The organism is Sutcliffiella rhizosphaerae (assembly GCF_917563925.1).
GTDB lineage: Bacteria > Bacillota > Bacilli > Bacillales > Bacillaceae_I > Sutcliffiella_A > Sutcliffiella_A rhizosphaerae.
The window spans coordinates 1-20,870 of the sequence record NZ_CAKJTJ010000039.1 but is presented as its reverse complement, the minus strand read 5'-3'; the positions used below and the strand labels follow the sequence as shown (position 1 = coordinate 20,870).

The following is a 20,870-nucleotide window of genomic DNA, read 5'->3' as shown; positions in this document are numbered from 1 at the left end:
AGTGACAAAACAAAAGGGGTGGATATGAATGGAAAATATAGCGATTTTCCGCGCTCCAGAAGCTATTTTTTATAGCAGAGGCTCTCACAAGAAAGTGGGAGAGGAAGCAGCGCATAGAGGGAGTAAAGCTTTAATCATTAGTGATCAAATTATGAATCAATTAGGATATGTCGATGAGTGCAAAACGTATCTTGAAGCATCGAATGTTCAGAGTGTCATTTACCTGGGGGTAGCTTCTGAGCCTACAGATGATTATGTCGCAGAAGCACTTGAGCTTTTTGGAAAAGAACAATGTGATCTCGTCATTTCCGTAGGTGGCGGAAGTTGTATCGATACAGCAAAGGCCGTTGCTGTCCTCGCGACAAATGGTGGTTATATTGGTGATTATATGGGGGGTAAGAAGCTTGCGACGCAACGACCTATTCCTCATATTGCCATACCTACTACTGCAGGGACAGGCTCAGAGGCAACAGATGTAACGGTGATTACGAGTTCTTCCACTGATGTCAAAATGATGATCAAACAGCCAGCATTTATGCCAAATGTAGCAATCGTTGATCCGATATTGACCTTATCTTCACCGAGAAGTGTTACTTCGGCAACTGGAGTGGATGCGCTAAGTCATGCGGTGGAAGCCTATTTGTCCAGAAAAGCACATCCGATGACAGACAGCATCGCATTATCAGCGATGAAGCTGATTGTGGCGAATATTTTAACGGCATATAGTGATGGGGAAAATATCGATGCCCGTGAGGCGATGAGTTTGGGAGCGCTCCAGGCAGGAATGGCATTTTCAAACGCATCGGTATGTCTAGTGCATGGCATGAGTCGTCCGATTGGGGCATTATTCCATGTGCCACATGGAATCTCGAACGCCATGCTTTTGCCAGCAGTGTTGGAATTCAGTCAGGAAGCATGTGTGGATCGTTTGGCGGATATTGGCCGTATCTTTGAACCGGAAAATGAAAGCCCTTCCAATAAGGAAGCGGCAGAGATTGCGGTTCAATCTATTAAAAAACTGTGCTTACAATTAAGGATTCCTAACTTAAGAGGCTGGGGGATTGATGAGACGGCATTTAAGCATGCTGTAGCTAAAATGACAGCGGACGCAATAGAATCTGGAAGTCCTGCAAATAACCCGAGAGTGCCGACAGCGGACGAATTAGCAGAGCTATACCGCACTTGCTATGATTATCAGCTTGCTACAGAGGAAGAGAAAGTCTAACACGAAAAGAGGAAAGGGGAAATAAAGATGACTACTACAACAAACGTATTGAAAAATTTTATAAATGGGAAATGGGTGGATGCAAATACGGATAAGTACGAAGTTGTGCCAAATCCTGCGACTGGAGAGGAGCTTGCGCAAACGCCGATATCCTCTAAAGTGGATGTAGATATAGCTGTTCAGGCAGCAAAGGAAGCATTCAAAACTTGGAGTAAAACACCGGTGCCAAAGAGAGCAAGAACCTTATTTAAATACCAGCAGCTATTAACAGATAACTGGGATGAGCTAGCGGAATTAATTACAAAGGAAAACGGTAAAAGCTTTAAAGAAGCATATGGGGAGGTACAGCGGGGGATTGAATGTGTAGAATTTGCTGCAGGTGCGCCTTCCTTGATGATGGGGAAACAGCTTCCTGATATTGCAACGAATATTGAATCGGGTATGTATCGCTATCCGGTTGGTGTCATTGGAGGAATTACACCTTTTAACTTTCCGATGATGGTTCCGTGCTGGATGTTTCCGCTGGCCATTGCATGTGGAAACACATTCGTATTAAAACCATCTGAAAGAACACCTATCCTAGCTAACCGCCTGGCAGAGCTATTTACTGAAGCAGGACTTCCAGCTGGCGTATTCAATATTGTCCATGGTGCACATGATGTAGTAAATGGCCTGATTGAGCATAAGGATGTCCCTGCGATTTCATTCGTCGGTTCCCAGCCAGTTGCAGAATATATCTACAAATCCGCAACAGCAAAAGGCAAACGAGTTCAAGCTCTTGCTGGCGCAAAGAACCACTCGATTGTCATGCCTGATGCGGAGCTTGACGGTACAGTGAAAGAAATAATTGGGGCAGCTTACGGATCCGCAGGCGAGAGATGCATGGCATGCTCCGTCGTGGTTGCGGTGGATTCTGTCGCAGATAAGCTAGTTGCAAGATTAAATGAAGAAGCAAACCAGCTGACCATTGGTAATGGTTTGGATGAAGATGTCTTCCTAGGTCCAGTAATTCGCCAGGAAAATAAAGAGCGCACAAGCAGCTATATTGAAAGTGGAGAACAGGAAGGTGCTGCCCTTGTTCGTGATGGCCGCAAAGACGAAGCTTATCACGAACAAGGATACTTCATTGGACCGACCATTTTTGATTATGTCAATCCATCAATGAAAATCTGGAAGGATGAAATTTTTGCACCAGTCCTATCAATCGTTAGAGTGAAAAATCTCGAAGAAGCAATCGTACTTACCAACAAGTCCGACTTCGGAAACGGTGCATGCTTGTTTACTCAAAACGGCAGCAATGTTCGTTACTTCAGAGAAAACATCGAAGTCGGAATGCTCGGTGTTAACATAGGAGTACCTGCACCAATGGCTTTCTTCCCATTCTCAGGCTGGAAAAATTCCTTCTACGGCGACCTCCATGCCAACGGATCAGACGGGGTAGAATTTTATACAAGAAGAAAAATGCTAACTGCGCGTTGGTAAGTGAAAAAGAGCTGCTAAAATAATGGCAGCTCTTTTTTATGATTCTTCTTCTCTCTGTTTCACACTTTTGGCTACAATAATATTTTTAGCACAAACAGGAGAGAAATTCCCCACTGAGAAGGTAACACCAATCAATTTGGAGTTTGCTGTATGACTATTTTGAACGGTATGTCCAGTATTAATATTGGCATTTTGCGTCATTCCGTTTACATGCAGGTTATAAATATTTATTTGATTATACATTAGAGCCTCCGTTAAACAAGCATATGGGTTTATGATAAATTATGTAATCCTACACTGTTTAGAAATGGACAGTCGTGGAATTTACAGGTAGAAAATTCAACTAACATTTCGTATGTCTAAATAGTTCCTTAGATAGGGTAAATGTAAATTTTCAGAAAAATATGATTATTAGTTCCTAAAAGGATAATAAACGGCTTAGTCTTATCTATTCATTTTTCAAAAACCGACAGGAAACTGGCGTAATATGTAGAAGTTCTACGTGCAATGAAATAATAGCATGGAGGGATTTTGAATGAACAAGTTTTGGAAGATTTTAAGTTCAACTGCATTAGCTGTATCTTTATTGGCTGTGCCTACAATGAGTTCAGCACAACCGGGGCCAAGTCCACAGCCGGGAGATAACCTTCCTATTAATGGTTATATTAATTATGAAGAGCTACAAAGAAAATTAGCCCAGATTGCACACACGAGTAAAGGGCGAGTGAGTGTGGAAACGGTAGGCTATACCAATCAAGGCCGCGATATTTATAAGGCTACAGTTGGAACTGGAGATAAGGTAGTCCTCATTCAAAGCGAAATTCATGGAAATGAGAAAACAGGTACTGTTGCAATTCTAAATATCCTACAAAAACTTGGATCGAGTAACTCACCTGACGTTAGAAGAATTTTAGAGGAGCTTACTATCGTTGCTATTCCTATGTTAAATGCTGATGGTTCCGAGCTGGCACGCAGAGCAAATGAAATGGAGTGGGCAGAAGTAGTAGCAGCATTCCCGCAGCTTGCAAATGTATCACCGGCATGGAACTATTACAACACCCCTGGAATCTGGGATTATGATCAAAATCCAGGGTTTGATGTGAACCGAGATTTCAACCCAGATTTAAACTATGTTCCTCAAGCAGAAGACTTTCCTGGAAACTCCAGTGCGTATGGATGGTATATTACACCTGAGGCACAAACCTTAAGAGATGTATACAAAGAGTTGAAGTCAGAGTTTGGAAATGTGGATGTATTTGTCGACCTCCATCATCAAGGATTCCCTTATGTTGATGGTACAGATGATAGAGTAACCTTATCGATTTCAGGGAAATTCGTGACCGACCCGAACGGACCTGGTGGGGAAAAATACGCCGAATATGCTGATAATTTTAATTATGACTTCTCTAGACAGTTGAACTTGGCAGTATATGACGCCCTACAGGCAAAAGGGAATTCTGTATTCACCAATATCTCCCTTTACAATCAGAATATTGATTTGCCAGGAACCGCCCTTGGCTCCTTTGCATTAAATGGAAGCGGAACGGTCCTCTTCGAAATAAGCGGACAAACCCAGAACTTTGGACAAAAGATGAAAGGAATGCTCGTAAAAACTGTGGAAACGGGACTAATGGGTATCATTGACGGGGTAACGGATGGCTCGGTTCATGAATTAAACCCTGAAGATTATGAGGATATCCCGTTGAGTTCAAGAAATCCATCAGGATTATAAAAATATTTTGTAGCCGCCAATTTATATTGGCGGTTTTTGATTGAGTTATAACGGAACAATTTAGGGTGGGTATTCATGACTCACAATGATGATTTCATTCACGCAACGGCCAAATACAGGACTGAAAAGATGAGAATCGGAAATTAAAGTCCAGCAAACCCCAAATGCTGAACTTAAAACGTGAAAAAACACCAATCTCAGTCCAAAAAATCCTAAATATACAATTAAAGATGCCCACCTTCTTAGTACTTGCAAGTCTCCATTCCTCGTAAAAACATTATCGCAGCTCTGCGATAATGCGTAAATTCTCTATCTATCCTGACTCTTCCTATACCTCAGTTCTGCAAACTGTCCGTAGTTTTTAATTCCTAAAAGTTCGAGTTTGATTTGCTTTTCACTTTCTTTAAACAGAGGAATTCCTGATCCTAATATCGTTGGTGCGACGGTGATGATATACTCATCAATCAAATTTTCGTTAATAAAATAGTGTAGTAATTCTCCGCCGCCGACAATCCAAATATTTTTCCCAGGTTGTTTTTTAAGATTTTTCACTAGTTCCAATACATTACCATTAACAAAAGTGACATCTTCCGTGGCGTTTAAGGACGTATTTCGGGAAAATACATAGCATTCCTTTCCTTTGTAAGGGAAGTTATTTTGTTCGTAGTTCATTACCCAATCGTACGTTTTTCGGCCCATAATGATGGTGTCGATTGTTTCGAAAAATTCGGAGTATCCGTTATCCCCTTCGCCCTCCACTTCAAATAACCATTCAAGTGATTCTTCTTTGGTGGCAATATATCCATCTAAACTGGTGGCAATAAATAATGCGACTTTCCTGTGGGTATCCATAATTTTCTCCCTTCTTTCTTTTGATTTAACTTAAGTATAGAATTAATATATGACATCTATTGTCATATTAATAAAATAATTTCCAAAGGGTGTGTCTTATGCGTGCAGACCGATTGCTGACCATCATGATGTTGTTACAAAATAGAGGTAAATTAACAGTAAAGGAGTTAGCGAGCGAGGTGGAAGTATCAGAAAGGACAATCCTGAGAGATATGGATTCCTTAAGTTTGGCTGGAATACCTGTTGTTTCTGAAAGGGGAAAGAACGGAGGATGGAGGCTATTAGATAATTTCCGTAGTAAGTTAAGCGGATTAACAAAGGATGAGATGACATCGCTCTTCTTGATGCCTTCTGACGAATTGTTAGAAGACTTAGGGTTAGACGTTTTAGATGTTAGGCAAAAGCTGTTAGCTGCAATCCCAAATTTGTACCGGAACGAAGCAGAAGCAATGGGAGAAAGAATCTACATAGATACAAGTACTTGGAGAAATTCAAAAGAAAAGAGTCAGGCTCTGCAAAAGGTGCAGAAAGCGTTGTGGGAAAATAGAAAGCTTTCGATAGAATACCAGCAACCAGATGGAGAATTAAAGGAAAGATTGGTAGAACCTCTTGGCCTGGTAGCGCAGGGGAATAAGTGGTATCTTGTAGCAAGCAGGGAAGGGAATATGCGGAATTATAGAGTATCGAGGATTCAAGCAGTCAGGTTGAATGATGAATATTTTGAACGTCCAGAGGGCTTTCATCTTGCAGCGTATTGGTTACAATCGAAACGTGATTTTATTCAAAGCTTACCGAGCTATGGGGTGCAAGTGGAGATGGATCCTACTATCATAAATCGAATTATGTTTACAGGTAAGTTTGTGCAAGTGATGGACAGGCAGAGTCCGAATGAGAATCAGTGGGTACCAGCAACATTACAATTTAACGATTATCAGGAAGCGATACAGTTCGTATTAGGATTTTCTGATAAAATAAAAGTGATTTCGCCAGAGGATTTACCGAACCGAATTGTTTCCTCAGCGAAAGCTGTTATTAATTTTTATGAAAACAGAGATGAGTAGGTGATTAAATATGATAGATAGCCTAACGATGATTGGAAGTCGGATAAATAGAGAAAAAATCACATGGGCAGTAGGTGGTTCGCTGTTATTGTGTTTCCATGGGTTGATAGAGGACCCGAATGATATCGATCTTTTAGTAGACGAAAAGGATGCAACTAGATTAAATCAACTCCTTGCTGCCTTTGGAACTGAAAAAGTAGCAATAAGTAAAGATCCTTTCCGAACAAGGTATTTTTCTAAATTTGCAATTAACCATGCAGATTATGATATTATGGGTGGATTTGCGATCGAACATAAAGAAGGTGTCTATAAGTTTTCTTTTACGGAGGAATCTGTCGTAGAAAGTAAAACGGTTAATGGAATAGATATACCGTTATGTGCATTGGAGGATTGGTATATCCTATATTCGTTGATTCCAGGAAAAGAAGAAAAAGCAACGTTACTAGAGAATCATTTTATTACCACCGGAATAAAAAATTCTAATTTGTTAGCAAATGCATTGGATCAACCTTTGCCATCTGAAGTGAAAGATAGGGTAGTTAAATTATTGAGTTAATTATAAAAGGCTGCCAGCAAAAAATCTGTTCAGCCTTTTTTCATAGTTAGAATTGATTTGGAAATTGTTTAATAATGCCTTTTGACAATACGTCCGCTATAATAATCAGGTGGTCTACCCCTTGGTCAAATGTGGTAACGTCTTTTGCCCAATCCTTATTTAATCTTGCTAACACATCTGCTGTAACAAATTCTAAATGCATATATAGCAGTTTTTTCAATTCTTCATTGTTCCAATTTGGATTTGCAGTGCTGAGAAACTTAGCAATATCATCAGCATTTCGATACCAATCTTTATTATATTTCTTTACACTTTCTTGGTCGCCACTTTTTGCTGCATCTACAATTTTTCCTGCAATTAGGATATGCTCTTTCAACAATTCAGCCAGTTTATTTCCGGCATCCTCGCCATAATATTTTTTTATAGCATTTCCTATATCCTCTTGATTTCTCAATAATCTTTCTAGGACTACTTTTTGGTCCTCTAATCCAGCAATATCACTTACAATATAATTTCTTGTCCATATGGCATGGTCAATCCATAGTCTCCTTAAATCATCTTTAAGCTCGATTGCTTGTTTGCTCATGCATGAATTTTGTTTGCATTCATTATTTCCGGTTGCTTTCACGTCTAACGCTGTAAAGAAAAGAGAAAAAGCCATTAACAAAATGGTTAACTTCAAGCATTGTTTTTTCATGAGTATCTTCTCCTTTTAATAAAAGGTGGTTTTGTTACTTCATTTTTATTTACAGTAACAACAATCTTAAGGATAACCGCCTTATGTAATAACCTTGTTGCCCTTTTATTATTAGATTCAGGAAGAAATTTTACTCGTAAAATTGAGTCTCTTTTTATTCAGGTCATATAATATACAACAACAGTCAAAAAAAGCTCCAAGTCGGTCCGTATGAACGGAACTTACCTGGAAGCTTGGCATTTAATGAAAAGTTATTTTATTGGTTGTACTTCTGGTTGCTCTTCAGTTTGTTCTTTAGACATAAACCATCCTAGGACACCGATGAGCACAAGCACAGACCAGAAAGTAATTTTCCACGGAGCACCTTTTGCAAAGGACTCTGATAGGATCGCTAATTGTGGATGGGATAATGCATATACTCCAAGTTTAACCCCTACCCAACCTACAACGAAGAAAGCAGCGGTTTCCAAGCCTGGTCGTTTTTCAAGTAATGTAACGAAGTAACCTGCAGCAAATCTCATGATGACAAGTCCAATGATACCACCAGCTAAGATGACGGCGAAGTGTCCACCGTCTAATCCTCCGATTGTCGGCAAGTTTGTCGAAGGAAGCATAACAGCAAGTGCAACAGCAGCAAGAATGGCATCTACAGCAAAGGCAATATCAGCAAGTTCGACTTTAATAACGGTCATCCAGAATCCAGAACCTTTTTTCTTTTCAGCAGCTTTTAGAAGCTTAGGTTTTAATACATGTTTTTTCAATAAGTGATACGCGGCAATTCCGAGTAAATACAGCGCTCCTACCGCCTGAACTTGCCAAATGTGGACAAGGTAGGAGATGAGGAATAGTGATCCGAAACGAAATACAAATGCTCCTGCCAATCCGTAGAACAATGCCTTTTTTCGTTGGTTTTCTGGTAGATGTTTTACCATTGTGGCAATCACAAGGGCGTTATCTGCTGCAAGTATACCTTCTAAACCAATTAAGATGATTAGTACCCAACCGTATTCTAACAATAAGCCGATGTCCAATTAATAATCTTCTCCTTTAATCCTATTTATATTTTGTAGTTATTTTGAGAATCATGTAAAGCATGATTCATTTAAAAATGTGGTGACGGAAGTGAAAGTTTTCTCGGAGGTGAGTAAATCTCCAAAGTGATTGTAGACACTAAAAACAATTTGAATGTTACTAGAAATGTCAACCAAACTAATAATCTTATTTCATCTTTCAATTAACTTCTTTTTCTCCTTTAGTTTTAAGCGTGAATTTTTAGCGAAATTGGAGATAGGTTAGATGGCTTTTCCCTCCTTAAATATACAAAAAAACCTTTACCAATCAATTGGTAAAGGTTTAGAAATCTAGACATATATGTCCCTTTACCATAATGGCAAAGGTCTCGCAAACAACGTTAAGGTTGCCAGTTAAGCCGGTGATAGGTAGCTATCACGGATTGTCGACATAACTGTAAGCTACTCCCCTTTGGAGTATTATAAGCTCTTTATAGAGCAATAGCATTAACTCTTTTGCTATTAAGCTAATCATAAGATATTTTAAGTTGTATTGCAAGAGGGACAATTGTAAATATTTTGTGAACGAAAGGAATGACTTATAAAGGATTTTTCGTGTTTTGTGTCCATTTAACAATTTGAATGCTCGTTCCTTCATGCAGGTCCGAAACAATAATAAATTCATCCATCATTCTCTTCACGGCAGGTAAGCCCGCACCAAGACTGTTAGATGTGGTAAAGCCATCCTCCATCGCCTTATTTATACTGTTTATTCCAGGACCTTGATCGGTTACTACAATTAGAAGCCCCGGAACATAATGATGAATGACTTCAATGGAAATACTGCCGTACCCTGCGTATTTTACGACATTCCTAGCAAGCTCAGATATGGAAGTTGTGATACGTGTTTGGTCAATTAGGCTAAAGCCCATATTTTTTGCTGTTTCCCTACCTATTTTTCTTACTAAAATAATGTCTTGTTCACTTTTAATTTCTAAATGTTGTTTTGTTTCCATTATCATCCCTCCAAGGGGTACAGCACATATTTTCCATGAGCGAAGAGACAGGTGATAATAGAGACTAATTAATGAAAAAAGCCAAAGAGAAGGTAGGGAATAACACCTTTTCTTTGGCTTATGTCCAGTTCTATGCCTGGATCATTACTGCCGATATCATTTTTTAGGAGCAAGAATGAACACAATAATGCTTTTATCTATTTCAAAGTCCCAGCTTACAAATATATCTTTTATTTCCGTATTTAAATATTTTGCAAAAGTTGATTTATGTTGAAATAGCAGCTTTTTTTCAAGTGTCCGTTTCGCAACGGTTAAGGCTTCTACAAATCCTGATTCAATTAGCTGCTTTTCGATTTTTACAAGAATCCCCTCTCTTACAATTAGTAAAGTTCGCTCATTTAGAAGGTGGGAATAAATGGATTCTGGGGATTTCTCGGCTTCCTCACTAATAATATCTATTAATTCTTCTACATCGGTACTATGTTTATATGGATAATGAGATTTCTCATATTGAGATTCTTCTACCCCGACGAGAATCCCTGACCCATTTTCAAAAGACCAGTCATAATAGAATTCCATCACGTTGAAGCCAGTGACAGACGCCGTTACTGCCAGCATTTTGCTAGCTAATTTTTCCATCATTTTATCTCGTATTTCTTCGACGGTCATGGTGTGCCTGTCTTCTAGTAGTACCTGTTCAATTGGTGATAGAAAATTCCTAAGGTAGATGGTGACATATGGAGGAGCTATGGATACAAGTACTGCCTCCGGGCCTTTTCCGAAGTATTTTCTAAGGATTCTCCCAATTTCACTTGATAGCTCTGACTGCTGCGCTTTTACTGTCATTTTTTCCCCCCACATGAATCTAGTGTTTTTTTATCTAGCATGATAGGAAATGTAGATGAAAAAGGTTTAACTCTTTAATAAATGGGGTACATTAATTAGTTGAATTTTAGCTCTTACATATAATTCTACATTTATCGTTAGATTCCTTCACAATAATTGAAGTTTTATGAGGGATATAGAAAAGATTGCTAGTTTTTCCCTGAGGTTGATTGTTACCATTCAATCTCCTTTTTTTGTTATTCTATAAATAGGGAATTTTGAGACTATTTTCATAGTGGAAAAAAGGTTTTTTTTGGATGAAGAGCGAATATAGTGTAGGTTAGGTATAAATTATTTGTCGAATTATATACATAGAATCTAGGGGGTACATTTGATGGAAACTTCTCAGTTACAAGTTAAACGCATTTTAGATAATATTGGAAATGTGATGGTCGGAAAGGAGCAAGTAGCAGAATTAAGCATTGTTGCTTTGCTTGCTGGGGGCCACGTGTTACTTGAAGACGTTCCTGGAGTTGGAAAAACATTAATGGTTCGTTCATTGGCTAAATCGATTGGGGCTAATTTCAAGCGTATCCAGTTCACGCCTGATTTATTGCCGTCAGATGTGACAGGAAGTTCCATTTATAATCCTAAGGAATTAAAGTTTGAATTCAGACCAGGTCCGATTATGGGTAACATCGTACTGGCAGATGAAATTAATCGTACTTCTCCTAAGACTCAGGCAGCATTATTGGAGGGCATGGAAGAAGGAAATGTCACGGTAGATGGGAATACCCGTTCTTTAGGAAACCCATTCTTTGTAATGGCAACCCAAAACCCGATTGAGTATGAAGGGACATATCCTTTGCCAGAAGCACAATTGGATCGTTTTTTATTTAAAATGAATATGGGCTATCCCACTCCGCAAGATGAAGTAAATATTCTTCATTCGACGGAAAAGAAACAGCCAATCAACGAGCTTCAATCAGTCATTTCTTTAGAAGAGCTGCAGGAAATGCAAAGACTAGTTAAAGAAGTACATGTGGATGTTACCGTTAAGGAATATATTGTAGATATGGTAAATCGTACCCGTACTCACCAGTCTGTCTACCTGGGTGCAAGTCCCCGTGGTTCCGTGGCGTTGATGAAGGCTGCGCAAGCTTACGCATTTATTCATGGCAGAGACTATGTGTTACCGGATGATATTCAGTATTTGGCTCCTTATGTGCTTCCGCATCGGATTATTTTGAAATCAGAAGCGAAGTTTGAAGGCATGACAGCGCAGCAAGTTGTGAAGAAAGTAATTGACCGGACCCCAATTCCAGTTCAAAGGTCGATGAGCAAATAATGAAAGCATTTTTCCAAAGGACTAAAAGAATCTGGAAGCTTGTTTCCTTCATATTGCTTGTCATCACTACGTTTGTCTATGCCATGTTTCAAGGGGGATTTGTCAGCTGGTTTTTGTTTTTTAGTTTTCTTCCTTTTGCGCTTTATGCGTTTTTAATCTTAGTTTATCCATTAAATGATTTCCAAGTTACAAGAACGATTAGTCAAGAAAAGTATCGTGCAGGGGATCGCTTGATCGGTACGATTACGTTGCATCGTCATGCACCAGTGCCATTGGCATTTCTTTTGGTGGAGGAAACTCTTTCTAATGATCTTTTATTTTGCCAGCAAACGAAACAGGCAAAAAGCATAATGTTCCCTTGGTTTAAAAACACTATCACCATTCAGTATGCCCTAGACCGCTTGCCGCGAGGAGAGCATACGCTGTCTGGAATCAGGCTGGTGACAGGCGATTTTCTTGGGTTGATTGAAAAGGAAAGAGTGATAGAGCTAGAGAAGCAATTTCTGGTTTATCCGAACTATGTCGAAATGACCTACAAGCAACATGAAAATAAATTTGATCAAGGATCCACTTCTTCCCAAATGAAGCTTATACGCGACACATCCATGACAGTGGGGGTAAGGGAATATCAGCCAGGGGATCGCTTTTCTTGGATTGATTGGAAGGCAACAGCACGCAGGAACGAAATTATGACTAAAGAGTTTGAACAACAACAATCGCATGATGTGATGGTTTTTTTAGATCACTCTCATTCCACCTCTTTTGAAAGTGCAGTCAGCTATACAGCTGCATTAACGAAGGCCATCCTTAAATACGGGTCTCAAGTCGGGCTTGTATCGGTGGGGGAGAATCGTTCTGTCTTTCCTTTACGTAGCGGAGAAGAGCAGTTTGCAGAAATTTACTATCATCTTGCTAAAATACAGCCGAACAACAAAAAGGATTTTGATAAGGTTATAGAAACGGAGATTGGTAAATTTCAGCCAACGGTTACCTTCGTCTTTATTACTGGAAGGCTTGTCAAAAAAACGGTGGAAAGTTTAGAGAAACTATCCACTAGACATCCTCACTTGCAGGTTCATATCACAAAAGATAATGGTGTACGCCTATCAAAAGAAGAACATGTCCTTATGGATCAGCTAAAGAGACGAAATATTGCAGCAAAGGTCGTTTATCCTAGTAAATCTACAACTGACGTCATAAGTGAGGTGAGTTAAAGATGGCAAAATCAAACCCTTATAAGCGGAATATTTATGCCTTATTGATGCATATATTCGGATTTATCCTCTTATTGGAATGGATCATTCCTTTGAAGGATGTTACCGACACGGCTAATCTCTATGTATTCGTGGTATTTTTGTTTATTTCATTCGCTCTATCTTTTTTGCAGATACTCCCATTGCTTAGCCTTTTTGTGCATATAGGTTTTATGTTTTATTTCATTCATATTCTCTATATGATGGAAAATACTTTTATGTCAAAAAGCTGGTTCGTCTTTGTATGGAATGATATAAAGTTCAACGCAGGGATAGTCTGGGCTGCCGATTGGGCTGGGATGACAGGAATGTTTAGAAGTATTCTTCTTTTTATCCTTTTATGGCTTGTGAGCTATCTCGTAATTTATTGGATTTTGTATCGCAAACAAATGCTCTTGTTTGTTATTTTCACGATCACTTATGTTGCAATCCTTGATACGTTTACGATGTACGAAGGAAATGGAGCAATTATCCGCTTGATCATTGTAGGCCTATCCGTTGTAGGTTTTGTTCATTTAGAACGATTAAAAGAACGGGAAGGAGTCTATAAAAGTAACCGGTTATTATTGGGATGGGGCATTCCGCTCGTAGCTATTATCCTGTTGTCGGCAACAGTCGGGTACCTTTCTCCAAAGGCTGCCCCTATTTGGCCAGACCCTGTTCCTTTTTTAACAAGCATCGGAAACGGAGATGGTCCGGGAGCAGGTTCTGGCGTACGGAAAATAGGTTATGGGGAAAATGACTCCCGTCTTGGTGGACCGTTTGTTCCTGATGATACCATCGTATTTGAGGCGGAAATAACACGCACTCATTACTGGCGAGTCGAGACTAAGGATATTTATACAGGAAAAGGCTGGGAAGCGTCGGAGGGTGAACAACTTGATTTAGATGGAGGCGTCAATAATCAGGTTTCATGGTTAAGTGATTCCGTGCCTACAGATCCCTATACAGCTACCTTAAGAATGGAAAGAACATATCCTCACATTAACTATCCACTAGGTTTAACGGAAGTGAGAGCAGATAACGCCTTCTTTCAGATAGATGACAGTATGGAAAAGATAACATCTAGGGATGAAAATGGTGAACGTATACAATTAGAAGAATATACGGTCCAATATAATTATCCGCGATACTACATTGAAGAGTTGAAAGGTGCAGAACCAGGAACGGGTGAGGAGAGTAATGAAGACTTTCTAAATCAGTATACCCAGCTTCCTGATTCCATGCCTGACAGAGTTAGAGAACTTGCCGAAGAGATTACAAGTTCTTTTCCAAATCGTTTTGATAAAGTAAATGCTGTAGAAAGATACTTCCGAAATAATGATTTTGTGTATGAGACAACCGATGTGGCAGTGCCAACAGGAAATGAGGATTACGTAGATCAGTTCCTATTTGAAACGATGCAAGGGTACTGTGACAACTTCTCTACTGCCATGGTTGCTCTCCTGCGTTCCGTTGATATTCCTGCAAGGTGGGTCAAGGGGTATACGCAAGGGGATTTTGTAGATATTACCGATAATTCTACTAGACTGTTTGAAGTCTCCAACAATAATGCACACTCATGGGTAGAAGTGTACTACCCTGAAGTTGGATGGGTCACATACGAACCAACAAGTGGATTTAGTAACCCATATCGTTTCGTTTACCAATCTGCTGAAGAAAATGCAGGAGATAATTCTGGAGATGATCCATTAGAACAGCCAGATAGACCAGAAACCGATGGAAGTAATCAACCAGAGCTTGATCCAGGTGAAGATCAAAATGATGGCGCTGCAGCTGGTGGCAATAGTGGGTTGTTTCAGTTCTCGTTAAAGTGGAAGCCGGTGCTTATTATAAGTACATTCCTGCTCGCTACTGGCATCATCCTGTTTTTCGCACGCACAAAGTGGATGCCATTCTATTATATTTTGCGTTTTAAAGGAAAAACGGATGAAAAAGTTTTTAATTTAGCCTTCCCTGCATTATTAAGACAGTTACATGCAGTAGGTCTAATTAGAAAAGATGGTCAAACCCTTCGTAATTATGCCATGTATGTTGATAATCATTACAACACAACCGAGATGCAGGCATTAACGGCAAACTACGAACGAGTTCTATACCGGGGGAATCCGTCTGAACAAGAGTGGGAGAAATCGGTGGAATTATGGGAAAATTTAATTAAAAAGACATCATCTTGACCTCACACACACTCACTGATAGAATAAGGTCAAATTACAACAGCATAAGAATTGACTTCATATATCCTCGATAATATGGTTCGAGAGTCTCTACCGGGTTGCCATCAACTACCCGACTATGAAGGCAGCTTCTTTTGGTATAGCTCGCTTGAACGCTACTAAACTAGAATTCTGCCTTCTTATTTTTTTATGGGGGGAAATTCTAGTTTTTTTTAGTTTGATTTGGGCTTTATAGCATATCTTTCCATTGGTAGGACAAAATAATGGGAATGGTTTGCTCCGAAAATAAATGATGAGGTGAATTCGGGTGGAAGGTATTCAAGAAATGGTCGTAGTCCTCGACTTTGGCAGTCAATACAACCAATTAATAACACGTCGTATCCGTGAGTTCGGTGTCTACAGTGAGCTGCACCCACATACGATTACCGCGGAAGAAATTAAAAAAATGAATCCTAAAGGAATCATTTTGTCTGGTGGACCGAACAGTGTTTACGGAGAAGGTTCTTTCCGTTGTGACGAAGAGATTTTTGAACTAGGGATTCCTGTACTTGGAATTTGCTACGGTATGCAATTAATGACGCTGCATTTCGGTGGCGTGGTAGAGAAAGCAAGTCATCGTGAATACGGAAAAGCACTTGCTACTGTAACGAACAAATCAGAATTATATGCAGAACTTCCAGACCAACAAGTAGTATGGATGAGCCATGGTGACCTTGTTGTAGGAGCACCTGAAGGTTTCGTAACAGACTTAACTAGTCCTTCTTGTCCTATTGCAGGTGTTAGTAATGAAGAAAAGAAAATGTACGGTGTTCAATTCCACCCGGAAGTACGTCACTCTGTCTATGGAAACGATTTATTGAAAAACTTTGTCTATAATATTTGTGGATGCACAGACAGCTGGACAATCGAAAACTTCTTAGAAATAGAAATTCAAAAGATCCGGGACATCGTCGGTGACAAAAAAGTATTGTGTGCACTTAGCGGAGGGGTAGATTCTTCTGTTGTTGCCGTGCTTATTCATAAAGCGATTGGAGATCAGCTAACATGTATCTTCGTTGATCATGGACTATTGCGTAAAGATGAAGCAGAAGGTGTTATGAAAACCTTTAGTGAAGGCTTCCATATGAATGTAATTAAAGTGGATGCAAAAGATCGCTTCTTAAATAAATTAAAAGGTGTATCAGATCCTGAGCAAAAACGTAAAATTATCGGAAACGAATTTATTTACGTATTTGATGATGAAGCGGATAAACTTGAAGGAATTGATTACCTTGCACAAGGAACTTTATACACAGACATAATTGAAAGTGGTACAGCAACTGCCCAAACCATTAAGTCCCATCACAATGTAGGCGGACTACCTGAAGACATGCAATTCCAATTGATCGAGCCATTAAACACATTGTTCAAGGATGAAGTGCGTGCGCTAGGAACTGAAATGGGAATTCCAGATGAAATCGTTTGGCGTCAACCCTTCCCTGGCCCAGGCCTTGGAATACGAGTGCTTGGTGAAATCACGGAAGATAAATTAGAAATCGTTCGCGAATCTGATTATATTCTTCGTGAAGAAATTAAAAAAGCGGGACTTGACCGTGATATTTGGCAATACTTCACCGTCCTTCCGGATATTCGCAGCGTAGGGGTTATGGGAGACCAACGTACCTACGATTACACGATTGGTATTCGTGCTGTAACATCCATCGATGGAATGACATCTGATTGGGCGCGTATCCCATGGGATGTACTTGAGATCATCTCAACACGCATTGTTAATGAAGTATCGCATATTAACCGAGTTGTGTATGATATTACAAGCAAGCCACCTGCGACGATTGAGTGGGAATAAATAGATAAGTTAGCTGGCTAGGGTAACCTAGTCAGTTTTTAGTTTGTAAAAACGAACATTATTAAGGGGAAAATGTCGAATGTTCGTTTTTCTTGTTGACGAATCTTTTAACGCTTGATAAGATATAAACAGAAATTATCATATTTTATAGTTCAAATCTCGTATAAATTTGGGAATATGGCCCAAAAGTTTCTACCAGGCTACCGTAAAAAGCTTGACTACGAGGACATAGGGTCTATTATTTCTGGCATGTTCTTTTTATTGTCATGTCCTATTTATTATCCTATCCTCGTTAGTTTTACGCTCCTGGTAGTAGCCAGGGGCGTTTTTTGCATTATACGGAGATTTTAGGAGGATTACGATGAGGAAATATTTTGAGTTTGACAAGTTTGGTACAAGCTACAAAACAGAGACTATTGCAGGTCTTACCACATTCCTTGCAATGGCTTATATACTAATCGTTAACCCACTTATGCTTTCATTAGCAAGTGTTGGCGATTATCCAGACGCACTTCGTATGGACCAAGGTGCAGTCTTCACAGCAACAGCACTTTCCTCAGCAATAGCATGTTTAGTAATGGGCCTATATGCTAAATACCCAATTGCTCTAGCTCCGGGTATGGGATTGAACGCGTTTTTCGCGTACTCCGTAGTTTTAGGGATGGGCATTCCATGGCAAACGGCGTTAGCGGGTGTAATGGTTTCCGGAGTTATTTTTGTTTTCTTATCATTATTTGGTGTTCGTGAAAGAATCATTAATGCAATACCAGCGGAATTAAAATATGCAGTTGGCGCAGGTATCGGATTGTTCATTACATTCATCGGGTTGCAAAATGCAGGATTAATCGTAGGAGATGAAGCGGTACTTGTTTCATTAGGAGACTTAACGAACGGTAATACGTTACTTGCAGTCTTTGGTCTCTTTATTACAGTAATTATGATGATAAGAGGATTAAAAGGAGGAATTTTCTTCGGTATCGTTGTAACTACAGTAGTAGGAATGTTATTCGGACTTATCGATCGTCCAGACCAAATAATCGGTGAAGTTCCAAGTATGGCGCCAACGTTTGGTGTAGCATTCTCTCATCTAGGAGATGTCTTTACTATCCAAATGCTTGTTGTTATTCTTACATTCTTATTTGTAGATTTCTTCGACACAGCAGGTACATTGGTGGCAGTTGCTAACCAAGGTGGCTTTATGGAAGGGAACAAACTCCCACGGGCAAACAAAGCATTGCTAGCTGATTCTACTTCAACTGTATACGGTGCTATATTCGGAACATCAACGACGACATCATATATTGAGTCTTCTGCTGGTATCGCGGCGGGTGGAAGAACAGGATTTGCTTCAGTTGTAACAGCAGGATTGTTCTTATTATCATTAATGTTTTTCCCTCTACTATCTGTTATAACAGAAGCAGTAACAGCTCCAGCATTAATTATTGTCGGAGTTCTCATGGTATCTGCTCTTGGTAAAATAGATTGGCTAAAGCTTGAAATAGCAGTTCCGGCATTCTTAACTATAATCGCAATGCCATTAACATATAGTATCGCAACAGGAATTGCAGTAGGATTTATTTTCTATCCAATTACGATGATAATGAAAGGAAGAGGCAAAGAGATTCATCCGATTATGTACGCATTATTTGTAATCTTCATCCTCTACTTCATCTTTTTACTTGAATAGAAGCAATAACCCCAACCCCCGTCACATAAACGGGGGTTAAAATTTATCCATGGCTCAATCGAATCTGGTGCTTATTAGACTGTAAAAAAATGGATTATTGGTAAAGCCAGAGGATTCAGAGTTTCCTCTATTTGACACAGCCTACATACATGCTTTGAAGCTGTAAATAGTTATTAGAATAAAAAATATCATTTTAAGGACTACAAGTTTTATGTGATATAGAAATAAAAATCTGCTTATATAGAAGGAACGGCTTTCTTTGAATAGTGACTATTTAACGTAAATTTTACAAGCTAATGAAAACTTCAGAGACGGGTTTAATGATAAATAGGAGATGGAAAGATGAAGAAGATGATTTTATGGGGAAGAGATGAACATGACGATAGATTAGTGTTAGAAGTCATAAGGGGAGAGAAAACAGCAACATGTACACCAAAAGTTTGGTATTATGATTCCCTAGAAGAATCACCTACTGAAGTAGGGGATCACGTTGAAATCTATGATCAACGGGGGATACACAGGTGTACTATCTTGATTACGGAAAATTATGAAATACAATTTGGGGATGTAGACGAGAGGATTGCAAGTGCTGAAAACACAAAAACAGTAGAGAAGTTTCGCGAAGACCACGTCGTTAGCTGGGAAGAAGTGTTACGACAAGATGGTATTGGGTTAGATGAAAATACTATCATAGTAGTAGAGCATTTTGAGTTAGTGGAGATTATTGGTTAGTAAAGTAGTAGGAAACGACTTGGTAGGGATTCAGACAATAATCTTGAGTAAGTATAGCTTACACTGTGACATTTAAAATGGCATACAAAATACTGTGATTTTCTTATTGTTCACTTTCAGGCACATTAGATTTGATGATTTTAAAATTGGAAGCATAAAATTAATAATACACTTTGAACAAAAAGCCTGGGGATTTTCCAAGCTTTTTTTGCGCTAATTATTTTGCCTCCGTTTGTCTAAGTACAATTATCTTTAATGTATATCTTTTAATATTCTCTGTAATTTGTAGAGGTCTATAGTTGATTTGAAGGTAAAAGCACTACTAATGGATTTTATGTCTTCCGTTTATAATGTTTAAAGTCAATTTGAATCTTAAAAATGAAGTCACTCAAGTTTGAGAGATAACTCATTGACTATTCATAAAGTGTTTTCATTCACTACACAAAAAAACAATGCCAAAAATCACATCTAAATATAACTGGACAGATTGTTAGCTAAGTACGAGTGAAGTGATAAATTCCAAGGTGATTCACCAAAAAGAAATGTTAGGGCTGTGAGTGAAGGCTGATTTGCAATTTAATCTGATATTGCGAATTATGGATAGATGCTTCAGAAAAATAAGCTTTGGTTTGAGAAAGTTACTTAGAAACCCCATACAGAAACCCCATACGGTTTCTTTTTCTTCTATAAGAATTATTAAATTTTTTTGAAATCCACTTTTTAACTTTTTGTATCCAAAAATAGATTAAGTAAAGCACCCAATATCTATAACAGTAACTACCAAAGCAGACTGTTGTAATATTATTGATAATCCCATTAAAGAGAAGCTAATATGTAATACTGGACTTACCCAGTTCCAAAGAAAAGTTATAAATCCATTGTGTTCTCCATAAGATAACGTATTTTTTGTATTTCCCTATTGTTAAAAAGTCTCTAAGACGATGTTTAACTATTTTATAATGTGGTACGTGATAAGTAGGCGCAATTAATAATATATATAGAAGAGAAAATTATATTGAAAAAGTAGTTGACGGAAGAAGAGTGGAAGTGGTATATTATTATTCGTTGCCCCAAAAACACGATTTGATATATCGCTGTAATGATTGCAACAAAAAAATAAAAAACATGTTGACGAAAAACATGTCAACATGGTATAGTAATTAAGTCGCCACGGAGCGACGTGAAATGCTCTTTGAAAACTAAACAAAACAACAGCGTCCACGTTAACTTTTAACAGTTAACATGAACGAAAATTAAGTAACAAGCTAGCAAGATTTTTGAGCAACAGCTCAAACTCTTTATTGGAGAGTTTGATCCTGGCTCAGGACGAACGCTGGCGGCGTGCCTAATACATGCAAGTCGAGCGGACTA

At 38.9% G+C, this 20,870-nt stretch carries 17 protein-coding genes, 1 rRNA gene and 2 riboswitches; of the genes, 12 read left to right on the top strand and 6 right to left on the bottom strand.

From position 1 onward, the window contains the following. Nucleotides 1-28 precede the first annotated feature (28 nt). Entirely contained in the window at nucleotides 29-1,225 is a 1,197-nt protein-coding gene (locus tag LRP81_RS20115) for an iron-containing alcohol dehydrogenase (RefSeq protein WP_230504496.1), read from the top strand. A gap of 27 nt (nucleotides 1,226-1,252) precedes the next feature. Then, nucleotides 1,253-2,707, top strand: coding sequence for a CoA-acylating methylmalonate-semialdehyde dehydrogenase (locus LRP81_RS20110; RefSeq protein ID WP_230504494.1), 1,455 nt, complete (start codon nucleotides 1,253-1,255; stop codon nucleotides 2,705-2,707). A 36-nt stretch (nucleotides 2,708-2,743) separates the two neighbouring features. On the opposite strand, the gene LRP81_RS20105 is transcribed toward LRP81_RS20110, so the two are convergent. Next, the gene (locus tag LRP81_RS20105; RefSeq protein WP_230504492.1) at nucleotides 2,744-2,950 is read right to left on the bottom strand and encodes a spore germination protein; all 207 of its coding nucleotides are present in this window, start codon (nucleotides 2,948-2,950) and stop codon (nucleotides 2,744-2,746) included. 292 nt (nucleotides 2,951-3,242) lie between these two features. On the opposite strand from LRP81_RS20105, the gene LRP81_RS20100 reads away from it, so the two are divergent. Then, the gene (locus LRP81_RS20100; RefSeq protein WP_230504490.1) at nucleotides 3,243-4,439 is read left to right on the top strand and encodes a M14 family zinc carboxypeptidase; all 1,197 of its coding nucleotides are present in this window, start codon (nucleotides 3,243-3,245) and stop codon (nucleotides 4,437-4,439) included. Nucleotides 4,440-4,748: 309 nt separating this feature from the next. On the opposite strand, the gene LRP81_RS20095 is transcribed toward LRP81_RS20100, so the two are convergent. Then, a complete protein-coding gene (locus tag LRP81_RS20095) occupies nucleotides 4,749-5,291 on the bottom strand; it encodes a dihydrofolate reductase family protein (protein WP_230504488.1) in 543 nt (180 codons plus the stop codon). 98 nt (nucleotides 5,292-5,389) lie between these two features. Between LRP81_RS20095 and LRP81_RS20090 the strand changes: the two genes are divergently transcribed. Together LRP81_RS20090 and LRP81_RS20085 are read left to right on the top strand one after the other, a co-directional pair. Beyond that, nucleotides 5,390-6,352 carry a helix-turn-helix transcriptional regulator gene (locus tag LRP81_RS20090; RefSeq protein WP_230504486.1) on the top strand — a complete coding sequence of 321 codons (963 nt, stop codon included), beginning with the start codon at nucleotides 5,390-5,392 and terminating at the stop codon, nucleotides 6,350-6,352. Between the two features lie 10 nt (nucleotides 6,353-6,362). Continuing rightward, nucleotides 6,363-6,908, top strand: a complete 546-nt coding sequence (locus LRP81_RS20085) for a nucleotidyltransferase domain-containing protein (RefSeq protein WP_230504484.1) — start codon at nucleotides 6,363-6,365, stop codon at nucleotides 6,906-6,908. Nucleotides 6,909-6,954: 46 nt separating this feature from the next. Here the strand turns inward: LRP81_RS20085 and LRP81_RS20080 are convergent, their stop codons facing one another. The 4 genes from LRP81_RS20080 to LRP81_RS20065 form a co-directional block, all read right to left on the bottom strand. Then, nucleotides 6,955-7,605: a glycosyltransferase gene (locus tag LRP81_RS20080; protein WP_230504482.1), complete on the bottom strand. Its 651-nt coding sequence runs from the start codon at nucleotides 7,603-7,605 to the stop codon at nucleotides 6,955-6,957. A 251-nt stretch (nucleotides 7,606-7,856) separates the two neighbouring features. Continuing rightward, nucleotides 7,857-8,636, bottom strand: coding sequence for a TerC family protein (locus LRP81_RS20075; RefSeq protein ID WP_230504480.1), 780 nt, complete (start codon nucleotides 8,634-8,636; stop codon nucleotides 7,857-7,859). A gap of 578 nt (nucleotides 8,637-9,214) precedes the next feature. Beyond that, nucleotides 9,215-9,631, bottom strand: coding sequence for an anti-sigma regulatory factor (locus LRP81_RS20070; protein ID WP_230504478.1), 417 nt, complete (start codon nucleotides 9,629-9,631; stop codon nucleotides 9,215-9,217). A 156-nt stretch (nucleotides 9,632-9,787) separates the two neighbouring features. After that, complete coding sequence (locus tag LRP81_RS20065) at nucleotides 9,788-10,477, bottom strand: Na-translocating system protein MpsC family protein (RefSeq protein WP_230504477.1); 690 nt, start codon at nucleotides 10,475-10,477, stop codon at nucleotides 9,788-9,790. Nucleotides 10,478-10,850: 373 nt separating this feature from the next. On the opposite strand from LRP81_RS20065, the gene LRP81_RS20060 reads away from it, so the two are divergent. From LRP81_RS20060 to LRP81_RS20030, 7 genes are all read left to right on the top strand, one after another. Continuing rightward, a complete protein-coding gene (locus tag LRP81_RS20060; protein WP_230504475.1) occupies nucleotides 10,851-11,804 on the top strand; it encodes an AAA family ATPase in 954 nt (317 codons plus the stop codon). Between the two features lie 53 nt (nucleotides 11,805-11,857). Then, complete coding sequence (locus LRP81_RS20055) at nucleotides 11,858-13,018, top strand: DUF58 domain-containing protein (protein WP_230504473.1); 1,161 nt, start codon at nucleotides 11,858-11,860, stop codon at nucleotides 13,016-13,018. Nucleotides 13,019-13,020: 2 nt separating this feature from the next. Beyond that, the gene (locus LRP81_RS20050; RefSeq protein ID WP_230504471.1) at nucleotides 13,021-15,234 is read left to right on the top strand and encodes a transglutaminase TgpA family protein; all 2,214 of its coding nucleotides are present in this window, start codon (nucleotides 13,021-13,023) and stop codon (nucleotides 15,232-15,234) included. A 37-nt stretch (nucleotides 15,235-15,271) separates the two neighbouring features. Further along, a riboswitch (purine riboswitch) is annotated at nucleotides 15,272-15,373 on the top strand. 186 nt (nucleotides 15,374-15,559) lie between these two features. Beyond that, nucleotides 15,560-17,080, top strand: coding sequence for a glutamine-hydrolyzing GMP synthase (guaA, locus tag LRP81_RS20045; protein ID WP_230504510.1), 1,521 nt, complete (start codon nucleotides 15,560-15,562; stop codon nucleotides 17,078-17,080). Between the two features lie 139 nt (nucleotides 17,081-17,219). Continuing rightward, nucleotides 17,220-17,321: riboswitch (purine riboswitch) on the top strand. 120 nt (nucleotides 17,322-17,441) lie between these two features. Further along, nucleotides 17,442-18,767 carry an NCS2 family permease gene (locus tag LRP81_RS20040; protein ID WP_230504469.1) on the top strand — a complete coding sequence of 442 codons (1,326 nt, stop codon included), beginning with the start codon at nucleotides 17,442-17,444 and terminating at the stop codon, nucleotides 18,765-18,767. Between the two features lie 342 nt (nucleotides 18,768-19,109). Continuing rightward, nucleotides 19,110-19,499, top strand: coding sequence for an ASCH domain-containing protein (locus LRP81_RS20035; RefSeq protein WP_230504467.1), 390 nt, complete (start codon nucleotides 19,110-19,112; stop codon nucleotides 19,497-19,499). A 1,298-nt stretch (nucleotides 19,500-20,797) separates the two neighbouring features. Continuing rightward, nucleotides 20,798-20,870, top strand: a 16S ribosomal RNA gene (locus LRP81_RS20030); the annotation flags it as partial.